This is a genomic window from Actinobacillus genomosp. 1 (assembly GCF_029774175.1).
Lineage (GTDB): Bacteria > Pseudomonadota > Gammaproteobacteria > Enterobacterales > Pasteurellaceae > Actinobacillus.
On record NZ_CP103834.1, the window covers coordinates 826,097 to 838,331 of the forward strand.

The window sequence follows — 12,235 nt, forward strand, 5'->3', positions numbered from 1 at the left end:
AATGTCATAATTGATCCATAAAATACGCCTCGACTAAATAAATAGTCGATCTAAGGAGTAATTATGAAATTATCTAAAATCGCGCTTGTTTTATTCGTAGGTGCAACTGTTCATCAAACCGCTATCGCGCAATCAACGACTACAGACGGTGCTAAAGCGAAAAATGTCATCTTATTAATTAGTGACGGTGCAGGCATTAATACTTGGAAAGCAGCGAGTTATTTTCGTCACGGCGCATTAGGCAAAGAAGTTTATGATCAATTTGATGTAAAATTATTTGCTTCTACTCACCCTCTCAATACTTCGACCAAACCGACTCACTCGTCAAAAAATTCCGTTAAATTTGATCCGAAAGAATTATGGAACAAAGATAAATCAAGCTATCAACATAAAGGTAATTTAAACAATTACACTAGCTATTTCGGCGGATACGAATACGCCCAAACTAACTTTACCGATAGTGCCGCAGCGGCAACCGCATTAGCAAGCGGACATAAAACTTATAATAATGCAATCAACTGGTCAAACGACGATACACGCCTAAAAAACATTGGTGAATATGTCGTTGAATCCGGTCGTGCGCTAGGTGTAATCAGCTCGGTACAATGGAGCCATGCGACACCTGCCGGTTTCTTATCACATAATGTAAACCGTAACAATTATGCCGAAATCGCTAAAGAAGCGGTAACCTCCGGTACTGCATCGGTAATTATGGGAACCGGTCACCCATACTTTGATAAAAACGGTAAAGCAGTTCAACCGAAAGATGAAAAAGATTTCCGTTATGTCGGGGGAAAAGAAACTTGGGATAATTTAGTTGCAGGTAAAACCGACTATACGTTGATTGACAGTAAAGATGATTTTATTGCACTTGCCGAAGGTAAATTAGATTTTAAAGGTAAAACGAAAATTTTAGGTACGGCACCGAATAACGCTACATTGCAATTTAACCGTTCCGGTGTGAGTGCGGGAGCATTACTCGAAAACCAACCTGATTTAGCTACGATGACATTAGGCGCATTAAATGTTGTCAGCAAAAATGATAAAGGTTTCTTCTTAATGGTTGAAGGCGGTGCGGTGGACTGGGCGGCTCACGCTAATAATCTACCTCGTATCGTGGAAGAGCAAATCGACTTTAACCTTGCGGTAGAAGCGGCGGTAAACTGGGTTGAGAAAAACAGTTCTTGGGATGAAACGTTACTTATCGTGACGACCGACCATGGTAACGGCTTCTTACAAGGTCCGAATTCTAATGAAAAAATCTATTCGGAAATCGTAAATCAAGGTGCCGGCGCACTTCCTCTCGTACGTTGGTATTCAGATAACCATACCCGAGAATTAGTACCGGTATATGCGAAAGGTTTCGGTGCGAAACACTTCCTTGAAATTGCAAAACCGGAAGCCGGTTTAGGTACTTACTATAAAGCCCCAGCGGACAGCCAATTCTTTGTAGATAATACGGATATATTCCGTACCATGCTCAAAGCATTCGACATTAAAGCGGAATAATCGTTAAGCGATAAATAGAAAAACGCACCTTAGTATTTTAAGGTGCGTTTTTTTAATTAAGTCCTTGCGATGAAAGAATCATTTGGCATTGAACCGGCGGTGTCGGTAACACTTTCGGTTTAGATGCCGTCGAACCTGCCGGAGCCGGTTCAAACCACGAATACAGTTCCGAACCACAGCCATCACCTGCCGGAATAGCCGTCTGATTTTCACAATTAGGTGCATTTTGCGGACAACTTAAACGTACGTGCATATGCGAATCATGTCCGTACCAAGGTCGTACCTTGCGTAACCAATTTCGATCCGAACCGGCTGTATTGCACAATTTTACTTTAATTGCCGGATTGACAAAGATTCTATCCACTCTTGCATCTTGTGCCGCCAGTTTTACCATCATCGCATGTTGCGGTGTCCATACGCTTTCATCAACCACCTGTGCATCGCGATTCACCATTAAAGTGGCTAAACCCGCCGGATTCTTCGCCGTTTGCTCGTCCATCGGACCGAACCTAAACCAAATATCCGCATCCAAGCCGGTTTGATGACTCGCATGACCGGAAGAAAAACGTCCGCCAGCCGGCATCCCCATATCGCCGATTAAGATTGGCGGTAATCCTGCCGCTTTAGTATTTTTGGCTAATCGTTGTAAAAAGGATAGTAAGTCCGGATGCCCATAAAAACGATTGCGAGCGGAACGAATAACTTGATAACCATCTCCTTTTAATGCTAACGGCTGCGCACCGATAATACAACCGTTACTATAACCGCCGATAGGTTGTGCTTGTCCGGCAACCGGAGTACGAATTTGTTCCCAAACCGTCGCATGAGCAGAAGCGACCAACCCCAGAAAACTTGATAGCAAAAGCATTTTAAATCTTTTCATTATTACACCTAGAAAAGTCAATGAATAAAAAAACAAGCGGTCTTTTTTGCAGCATTTTTAGCAAAAAAGACCGCTTGTTCGGATTATACCCGACTTAACGGCATTGTGCTTTAAATCTAAGTAAATGGTCCAATAAAATAATCGCTGTCATCGCTTCTGCTATCGGTACTGCACGGATACCAACGCAAGGATCGTGGCGTCCTTTAGTGACCAATTCGACTTGTTCGTTATTTAAATTCACCGAACGTCCCGGTACCATAATACTGGAAGTCGGTTTCAATGCGAGATGCGCAATGATCGGCTGACCGGAACTGATACCGCCTAAAATTCCGCCGGCGTGATTTGACACAAAACCTTGCGGCGTCATTTCATCACGATGTTGGCTACCTCGTTGCTCAACCACGTCAAAACCGTCACCGATTTCGACCGCCTTTACCGCATTGATCGACATCAACGCATGCGCCAAATCCGCATCTAAACGGTCAAACACCGGCTCGCCAAGCCCGACCGGTACGTTCTCAGCAACTACTGTTAATTTCGCTCCGATAGAATCACCATCTTTTTTCAGCTCACGAATCAACTCGTCAAAGCCTTCTGCCGCCACCGGATCTGGGCAAAAAAACGGATTGCTTGCCACTTGTTGCCAATCGATTTTGCTGATGTCCGCTACCGTTTCAGGATTAATTTTCACATTACCGATTTGTGATAAATAACCGCGTACTTCAATACCGAATTGCTCGCGTAAATATTTTTTGGCAATCGCACCGGCAGCAACACGCATTGCCGTTTCACGAGCGGAAGAACGCCCGCCTCCACGATAATCACGAATACCGTATTTTTGCTGATAGGTATAATCCGCATGTCCCGGACGGAATTTATCAGCAATATCGCCGTAATCTTTCGAACGCTGGTCAGCGTTTTTAATGATTAATCCGATACTGGTGCCGGTTGTTTTACCTTCAAATACGCCGGAAAGAATTTGTACTTCGTCATCTTCTCTACGAGGCGTGGTATAACGTGAAGTTCCCGGTTTACGACGGTCTAAATCAGGCTGAATATCCGCTTCCGAAAGTGCCATATTCGGCGGAACACCGTCCACGATACAACCTAATGCAATTCCGTGCGATTCACCGAATGTGGTTACTTTAAATAGTTGTCCAATGCTGTTGCCTGCCATAATGCTTCCTTCTTATTTTGCTAAATTTTCACTAAATTTGACCGCTTGTTGATCCGCTACCGAATGCATATTGACATCCAATTGTTTGAATGCGAATCGAATATGGTGCTGTTTTAATAATTCGGTAATCCGATAATGTAAGAATGTTAGCGTTTCCGCTCGGTCGCCTAATTCTCCGACAAATACTTCGATTTCATGCTCCAACGCATTATCGTTGAAACGTAAAATATTGATTGCCGGTTTAGGTTCGGTCACTACCTTCGGAGCTTCATCGATAGCCTGTAAAATCAGCTCCCTTGCTTTTTGTAAATCATCTTCTAAATGAACGTTTAAGAAGAATTGCAAGCGAGTAATCGTATTATTTAACGTCCAGTTAATAAAACGATCCGTGACAAATGCCTGATTCGGCAACACCACTTCCATATTATCCGAATTGAGCAATGTGGTTGAACGTAAGCGAATTTTGGTAATAAAGCCGGTATGCTGCCCCACCGTGACTTTATCACCGACCCGAATCGGACGTTCGAATAATAAAATCGAACCCGATACCACACTGCCGAAAATTTCTCGCACCCCGAAACCCAAACCGACTGACAATGCGGTAAAGATCCATTGAATTTTCGTCCAAGAAATCCCTAATGCCGAAAATGCCGATACACCGCCGATCGCAACAATCGTATAAATAAACATCGTAATAATAGTTTGCGGCGTACCTTTAGAAAATCTTATGCGAGAAAAAAGAATAACTTCTAAAATACCGGCGATATTTTTGACTAATACGTAAGTGACTACCACATATAAGAATGCTCGCATCAGATTGAGTAATGTGATTGACTCGACCTTGGTACCGTCATTGCTTTCAAAAAGAATCACACCGTCCAGATAATAAGCGATACTAATCAGATCAGACCATACGATATACAGTAAGACGAATAGTACCACCCAGCCGATTAAATCCGTCACTCGCAGAATCTGCTGATTCACGACCGAGAGCTTAATCGACTCTTCTTCCTTAATTTCATCCTTATGAGCGTGATCCGCCGCTTGTTCTCTGATTTTTTGACGTTTTTCTTGCAAACGTCGATAAGCTAAACGGCGAGCGGAAATCGTGACTGCTCGGTACGCGAAATAACGCCCGAATACCCAAATCAGCACCACAAAATAGCTATTCAATAAATGTGTAATCAGATAAATAGCGGTGTAGTAATAGCCGAGTACAATTAGTACAATCAATGAAATCGGCACGACGATCAATACTAAGCGCAGTAGTTTAAATAAACTGACATTACGAATCGTACCGTCTTCGGTTTTCGCATTTTGATATTCGGTAATCCCTCTATCTAATAAAGGACGAACCACAAAAAGACATAAAGCGAGTGCGACAATCGACATTACTTGTCCGATAACATCATTCGGATACCCAATCGTTTCAATTTGTGACGGAATCGAAGAGATCAATAATAAGCCGATAATCCAAATCGATTGTTTAATAATACGTTGGAAAATACGGTTACTTTGTTGCGGCATACCAAAGTGACGATAAGCCAAGCCGTTCGGACGTAATAACGATAAAACCGTTGCAAAAAACCACCAATATAAAGTTAAGCGTAATCCCCAACGCCATGCGGCAATCGGATCATTAAAAAATAAGAATGCAATCACATTATAGGCGGTAAAAAACATTAGCGTACCGGGTAAAGCCAACAACAATGTCCAAAACATCGCTTCCGGCGTGTACCAATGGCTATCGTTTTTTAAGGTATTGACATGACTTGCAATGTGAAACAAGCGGTCTTTTATCGCTTTCTTTTTCCAATTCAATAAAAACGAAATCAGCAAAAATATCCCGGTAAAAAGGACCGTAGGTAAAATATTCTTACTGACATTACTGAAACTGACGTATTTAGTAAGCTCCGCCATTTCTGAAAACGCTAATTTAGGAAAAGCCTTAATCCAATCCAACCCCATCGGGTTATTGCTGTTTACCCAGAAACTTTGTTGCTGTAATTTACGTTGTAAAGCCCCGCTAATCGCACCGATTTGCTTCTGATTATTTTCAATATTAATCGAAACATTTAGCTGGCTATTAAGCGATTTAATAATATCGTCCAGTAACTTTTGGCGTTCTTTGAGTAGCTTATTCAACGCTTGATGTTCTTCATTAGTCAGCGGTTCTTCAAGCGATTGCGTAAGCGTTTTTATATACTCTTCAAGCGTATAAATTTGATCTCGTTGCTGAGAATATTCGAAAATATGCACACGTACATTGGCTATCGAAGTCGCTAACTCATTATTCAGCTTTGCCGTCGGTAAGGCTTGCATCTGCTGGTTAATCACTTTAGAAAGCACAAGCGTACCTTGTAATGCACTGATCTGTTCTTCAATATTACGCTGGGTTTGAGTTAAACCCTCCAAAATATTTTTAGTACGTAAATCATCTTGAGAAAGTGTGTTAAGCAGTTGCGTCTGTTTTACTAAAAATTGACTTAACTCGCGATTATGCTCCAATTCATCTTGAATCAGGAAATTCTGAATCTCGTTTTTAACTTGTTGGCTTTCTACTTGTTGCGCCTTTTGCTCCGAAACTCTAAGGCGTTTAGCATTCAACACTTCTTGTAAAACGGATAATTGTTTTTGTAAGAGTTGTTGTTTAGCCGCCGCTTCACTACGCTTTTCTTCGTCCAGCTCGATTAATTTTTCCGCATTAGTGGTTAATAACGTATTAAATCTATTATTGGCGTCAATGTAGTCTAACTCCGCATCCCATCTGTCTATTGCGGATTTATTCGATTGATTATTCACCTTCAAGCGGGTAATTTCTTGCGTTCTGGCAAGATTTTCGTCCGTTATTTTCGGATTATTAATTAATAAATTACGATTATTCGAGACACGACTGTCCAATTCCCCCAGCGTTACTTGTACCGCTTGAAGCTGCGATTGTATATCCGCTTGTTTTTGACTCAATTCATCAAGCGAAAGCGAGTCAAACTCACTCTGTTTAAGTGAGTCTGTCGCTTCTTTATAATCTTTGATACGAGCCTCAATCTCGAGCAATTCTTGCGGCAATTTTTGTAGCTGTTTTTCTAAAGCCTCAATATCAGCTTTCTGCTTTTTGGCTTGCTCTATAAATTGCAAAGTCGTACCTAGCGTTTGTGAATCTACGTTAGTCGTCGCTTCGGCTTCAATCGTACCCGATTTAAACGCACTAATTTGATTTCTAACGCTTTCCTCAACCGCCTGATCTTGGGTCGTTTCCGCCCAAGTTAAGGGAGCAAAAAATAAGATTAACCACCACGCTTTGTTAAACATCATGGATAAAACCCTGTTCCTTAATTTTTATCATTAAATTTTTCCGTTGCCCATTTAACTTCTTCGTTAGTCGCCTGATTTTTAATAAACACATCTAACTGGTTAAAGGATATTTCAATATTGTGTTCGGCAAAAAGTTGATTGATGCGTCGATTCAATTCATCAATCGTACGTGTTCTGTCTAAGATTTGCCCAACATGTACACGTAATTCGTGATCTAAGGTACTCGGGCCGAACGTAAGGAAATACACGACCGGTGGCGGATCTTTCAGCACGCTCGGATTTTCTTCCGCAGCTTGTAATAACAAACGTTTTACTAATTCGAGATCCGAACCGTATGCCACTCCGACACTAATCACTAAACGGGTCATAGAAGAGGTCAATGCCCAGTTTACGATACGTTCGGTAATAAAGGCTTTATTCGGTACGATAACCTCTTTCTTATCGTTATCAATCAATGTCGTAGCACGAATACGAATTTTGGAAACCGTGCCGTTAAAAGTACCGATAGTAATCATATCGCCGATACGTACCGGTCGTTCAAATAAAATAATGATGCCTGACACGAAGTTTGCAAAAATCTCTTGCATACCGAAACCTAAACCGACCGATAATGCGGTAAATAGCCACTGTAATTTAGACCATGACATACCTAACGTAGCAAAAGCGAAAGTTGCGCCCACTACCACAAGGAGATAAGTCAATAAGGTCGTTACCGTATAAGGCGTACCCTGTGACAGCTTAAGATTGGAAAAGACCAAAGCTTCCAATAAACCGCTTAGGTTTCGGATTAGTACATAAGTTACAAATAGAATCCCGAAAGCGACCAATAAATTCAACAAGGTAATGGATTCCATTACTACACCTTGCGCGGTTTCAGTCGCCTGTTGCCAAAGCGTTACACCGTTTAAGTAATAAGCCACGGTAATTAAATCGGACCATACCCAATACAATAATGCAAATAACGCCGCCCAAAGCATGAGATCCGTTAATTTCAACATCTGATCTTTGATTTCACTGACGGCAAGCGTGTCATCTCGTAAATCAAACGGAATATCATCCTCCGATTGAGCGACTTGTTGTTCGGTATTCGTCACTTTCGCTAATGCTTGTTCTCGTTTTTCTTGCAGGCGACGGAAAGCTAAACGACGCGATGCGACATTGAAAGTCCGATAAAACACATTACGTAAAATAATCCACGTAGTGACAGCAAAATAAGTTGAAACCAGATGTTCAATAATCACTAACGAAGTATAGTAATAGCCTAAAACGATTAAGATAACTAAAGCAATCGGTGCTAAAAACAATACCGCGCGAGCAATATTTAACAATACGTTACGCAGACTTTCTTCATCCTTCGCCACATTTTGGTAAATAGAAATCGCCTGTCTGAATCCGGGCGCAACAATAAAAATAATACTTATCAGTACAATAACGGTAAATACTTGCCCGATGACATCATAAGCAATTCCCATTTCCGTAACATGACTAAATACCGCCGTATTCAGCATTAAGCCGATTACCCATACCGAGCGTTTTAGAATGTCACGGAAAACCGCATTACTTTTTTGCGGCATATTGAAATGGCGATAGCCGATTCCATTCGGGCGTAACATTGCCACCATAAAGGCAAAATATAGCCAATAGCCGGACATTTTTAAGCCCCAAGGCCAAACTTCCGTCGGATCTTGGAAACAAATATAAGTGACTAAAATAAATACCATCAAGAAGATGAAGGTACTCGGTAAACAAAGAATCACCGTCCAAACAATCGCTGCCGGCGTATTCCATTGACTATCCGTAGCAACAGTACGCATACTGTTATTTATTTTTGTTAAACGCTGCTTAATTTTCTCTTTTTGACGAGAAATCAATAATACGCCTAACGCAAGTAATAACTCCAATATACTGGCCGGAATAATGTTATCTTTCCAATTGGAGAAATCGAATTTTTTGGCTAAATCTTTTACTTGAAAACTTGCCAACGATAAGAAATTTTCAAACCAATCCAAATCAATCGGACTATTACTTTTTACCCAGAAACTTTGCTGCTCCAGTTTTTTCTGCAACGAATCACTGATTGTTTGAACCTGTTGTTGATTTAATTCAATATTAATAGACAAATTCAGCTGATTATTCAATGACTTAATCAGCTCGGCTAAAATTTTGGCTCGTTCGGTAAGAATATTTTTTAACTGCTCTTTTTCTTTTTCCGTAAAGGTAGCTTTCTCATCTTTTTCCAATTTGGCGATATACATTGCCGGCTCGGATACGCTATCTTTAAATTCGGTAATATCAAATACTCGTACCCGTAAATCGGCAATTTGCTTTGATAACCCTTTGATCATTTGATCTTGCGGCAAAGATTGCTTTTGCTTATTGATAATGCGAGATAACACAAGCGTACCTTGTAACGCACTAATTTGTTCTTCGATATTACGTTGCGTTTGCTGAAGATTATCCAATACGCTTTTAATGCGTAAATTATCTTGTGATAACTGCGTCAATTGCGTTGTTTGTTTTAAAAGTTCTTCACTGATACGCGTATTAAAGTTTAGCTCTTTTACAATTAACGGATTGGTGTCCGAATTGGCATTTTTCTGTTGAGATTGTGCCGCTTGTTCGACTTTATTTTTAGAATCTTCGACTAACTTGGTATTAATCGCATTTTGCAGATTGCTTAATTCCGTTTGTAAATTTTGCTGAGCTAATTTTTTCTCGTCCAACTGGCTGTTATAGAGCGCAGTTAAGTTATCGCTACCGCGTAATAGCGATTGGCTATAGCTATTTTGCAAATCGAGTAAAACCAATTCGGTTTCTAACTTGGTTTTCTCCGCACCGGAAATATTCACATTGCCCAGTAAAGTACCGATTTCCTGCTTACGTGTTGCATTTGTCTGCAATGTCGTTTGCGCTTTATCCGGCGCAGAATTTTGCGCGACTAATTTAGCATTAATCGTTGTGAGATCTTGCTGAAGAGCTTCACCGGTAGTCTGAACGTTCGCAAGGTCTTTTTGCAAATCCGCCATTGACCGTTTAGCAAGCGTTTCTAACGTTGGAACAAGCGTATTTTTAAGCTTACTTACATTTGCCTGACTGGCTTTTAAGGCGGTTTGTGCTTGTTCGATTTCTTTATCTAACGCTTCATTATCCGTTTTTTGTTTGGCAATCTGCGTTAATAACGCTTGCGTATCCTCAAGATACTGAATAAGAGCCTTATTACCTTCATTTTGTTCACCTTTCTTAGCGGCATCAATTTGTGCCTTCAGATCTTTCTCAGTCGGTAATTCCACCGTCCAAGCATAATTTCCGCTTAATATGAATATTAAGCTGATTAAGAACGGGTTAAACAGACGCTTTATCATTATGATTTCCTAGTAATTGATTTAATACGGATTGTAATTTCGCTCGAGAGACTTTTATACCGCCTTGTTGCTGAGTTTGTACAAGATCTAACGGATAATAGGCTATCGGTTGTTTAAATTTCTCAAGTTTATCGCTAAGCCAAGCGGTCAAATTCGCACAATTTGCTGCAAAATCGGATTGAGTAAATTGTAAGACGGCAACCGGCCTTTGTCCGAATTCCGCATCTTCGACAGGTAAAATAAAAACCTGATTCACCATACCCGATTGATAGATGACTTTTTCGACATCTTCCGGCTGAATATTTTCCCCTCCGGAAATAAACATATTATCCAAACGGCCTTTAACAACCAGTTTACCGACGCTATTCCATTCGCCTCGGTCTTTGGTTTGTAACCAACCGGCTTGATTTACAAGCGGTCGGATTTCACCGTTTTTTTGCAATGCTCCTAATGCCAAGCCACTCCCTTTGACCCAAATTTCATTCTCAACCAATTTAACTTCTCGCCCTTTAAGCGGATAGCCGACATTATCCAATTCGTTTTCAACCGCACAAATAGTTGAAGCCATTTCCGTCATACCGTAACCGCAATAGCTTACAATACCCTGCTGTTGAGCTTCTGCCACTAACTCTGCAGGAATCGCACTTCCGCCAAGTAAAAATCGCTTGCTGATTTTTCCCTGATCTTGTGTTCTTTGTTGTAAATAACGTCGTAGCTGCGTCGGTACCAGTGAGGCGTGCGATACTTTATCCAAACAAATAAAGAAATGATCTTTTTGCTCATTAACCACTAACGTAGCACCTTGAGCCAACCAACGCCAGACGATTCCCTGCCCCGAAACATGAAAGAGCGGCAGGCTTAACAACCAAGAATCATGCTTGGTAAATCGCATTAATTCGCACACGCCTTCGGCATTATCCAAATGATTTTGCATACTATGCACTATCGCTTTCGGCAAGCCGGATGAACCCGATGTCAGCGTCAGGGTTGCAGGTGTCGTCAAAGAGGTTTGTGGCAAAGCGGAAGCGGTCGTTTTTAACGAAAAATCGGCAAAATGGTGATCGGTAATAACAATCTTGATACCATATTCCGCCAGAAGAGCTTGACGTTGTGATTCCGTTAAGGACGGATTCAGCATTAAAATGCGCGCACCTAGTGCAACAGCAGCTAAATAACACAATAATCCGCTTAAACGATGTGATCCCGAATAAGCGACCATAACATTTCGCTGGACACCTTGTTGATGTAAAAAAGTGACAATTTGTTGAATAAGCAGCTGCAATTGCTGCCAATTGAGCCGAGTCGGGAGATCTGAGAATAAGGAACTATTCCCTTTTTCCCACTCAATAGCCGATTGTTGCGCAGAATATTGCGCCCAATAAGCGGTCGGAAAAAGGGAAAAATTTACCATAAACGAATATAAATATTAATTAAGCAAAGATCGTACGTACACGATCAATAAGATGTTGAGGAAGTTCCATCGTTTCCATCACACCGGTAAGGATCAAGCCTTTACGTGCGGTATTATTATTAGTGACCACCCAAAACGGCGAATCCGGAATTTGTTTTGCCTTAACGCTACTGCCATGGCTTAATAATGCTTCTTCACTGGTGCCGAAATAGGTACGTTCCGTACCGGTAACTACTTCGGTCGCCTGCGCAAAACCTTGAGCATTGGCGTGATGTAATGCAGAAAGTAACATTAAAAAACGCGCCACATTTTTGTTTTCGTTTACAAACGAATCCGATTTCAAAACTTTCTCAACTTTTTGTACCGCTTTTTCAATAAGATCTTCTTTTTTAGCTTTCGCTTTCGGCTTTGCCAGTTCTTTCAGTTCATCAATCGTATTTTGTTGAACCAGTACAAAAGGCTGTGGAGATGACGGTAAACGCAACAGACGACGTAAAATATCCGACGCACTTTCACCAATTGCTTGGGTTCTGCTGGCAATGTAATGATATAATTCATCATCGACTTCGATCGTTTTCATC

Annotated in this window: 7 protein-coding genes; 1 reads left to right on the forward strand and 6 read right to left on the reverse strand. The window is 41.1% G+C overall.

Annotated features, from left to right (window positions below; translation table 11 throughout):
* Positions 1 to 63 precede the first annotated feature (63 nt).
* On the forward strand, positions 64 to 1,509 hold the full coding sequence (locus NYR63_RS03820) for an alkaline phosphatase (RefSeq protein WP_279458266.1): 1,446 nt from the start codon (positions 64 to 66) through the stop codon (positions 1,507 to 1,509).
* Between the two features lie 52 nt (positions 1,510 to 1,561).
* Here NYR63_RS03820 and mepA read toward each other — a convergent pair whose 3' ends face one another.
* The 6 genes from mepA to seqA form a co-directional block, all read right to left on the reverse strand.
* Positions 1,562 to 2,392 (reverse strand): penicillin-insensitive murein endopeptidase, encoded by an 831-nt coding sequence (gene mepA, locus NYR63_RS03825; RefSeq protein WP_279458267.1) that lies wholly within the window; start codon positions 2,390 to 2,392, stop codon positions 1,562 to 1,564.
* A 94-nt stretch (positions 2,393 to 2,486) separates the two neighbouring features.
* Complete coding sequence (aroC, locus tag NYR63_RS03830) at positions 2,487 to 3,569, reverse strand: chorismate synthase (RefSeq protein ID WP_279458268.1); 1,083 nt, start codon at positions 3,567 to 3,569, stop codon at positions 2,487 to 2,489.
* 12 nt (positions 3,570 to 3,581) lie between these two features.
* On the reverse strand, positions 3,582 to 6,881 hold the full coding sequence (gene mscK / locus NYR63_RS03835; protein WP_279458269.1) for a mechanosensitive channel MscK: 3,300 nt from the start codon (positions 6,879 to 6,881) through the stop codon (positions 3,582 to 3,584).
* A 17-nt stretch (positions 6,882 to 6,898) separates the two neighbouring features.
* Positions 6,899 to 10,243, reverse strand: coding sequence for a mechanosensitive channel MscK (gene mscK / locus NYR63_RS03840; RefSeq protein WP_279458270.1), 3,345 nt, complete (start codon positions 10,241 to 10,243; stop codon positions 6,899 to 6,901).
* A complete protein-coding gene (gene menE, locus NYR63_RS03845) occupies positions 10,224 to 11,654 on the reverse strand; it encodes an o-succinylbenzoate--CoA ligase (protein ID WP_279458271.1) in 1,431 nt (476 codons plus the stop codon). The genes mscK (NYR63_RS03840) and menE overlap by 20 nt, the downstream gene beginning before the upstream one ends.
* A 19-nt stretch (positions 11,655 to 11,673) precedes the next feature.
* Positions 11,674 to 12,234, reverse strand: coding sequence for a replication initiation negative regulator SeqA (seqA, locus tag NYR63_RS03850; RefSeq protein ID WP_279458272.1), 561 nt, complete (start codon positions 12,232 to 12,234; stop codon positions 11,674 to 11,676).
* Position 12,235 lies beyond the last annotated feature (1 nt).

Excerpts from the sequence above, each read along its gene's own strand:
- mepA (WP_279458267.1), bottom strand. The coding sequence starts at position 2,392 with ATGAAAAGATTTAAAATGCTTTTGCTATCAAGTTTTCTGGGGTTGGTC.
- menE (WP_279458271.1), bottom strand. The coding sequence starts at position 11,654 with ATGGTAAATTTTTCCCTTTTTCCGACCGCTTATTGGGCGCAATATTCT.
- mscK (WP_279458269.1), bottom strand. The coding sequence starts at position 6,881 with ATGATGTTTAACAAAGCGTGGTGGTTAATCTTATTTTTTGCTCCCTTA.
- NYR63_RS03820 (WP_279458266.1), top strand. The coding sequence starts at position 64 with ATGAAATTATCTAAAATCGCGCTTGTTTTATTCGTAGGTGCAACTGTT.
- seqA (WP_279458272.1), bottom strand. The coding sequence starts at position 12,234 with ATGAAAACGATCGAAGTCGATGATGAATTATATCATTACATTGCCAGC.
- mscK (WP_279458270.1), bottom strand. The coding sequence starts at position 10,243 with ATGATAAAGCGTCTGTTTAACCCGTTCTTAATCAGCTTAATATTCATA.
- aroC (WP_279458268.1), bottom strand. The coding sequence starts at position 3,569 with ATGGCAGGCAACAGCATTGGACAACTATTTAAAGTAACCACATTCGGT.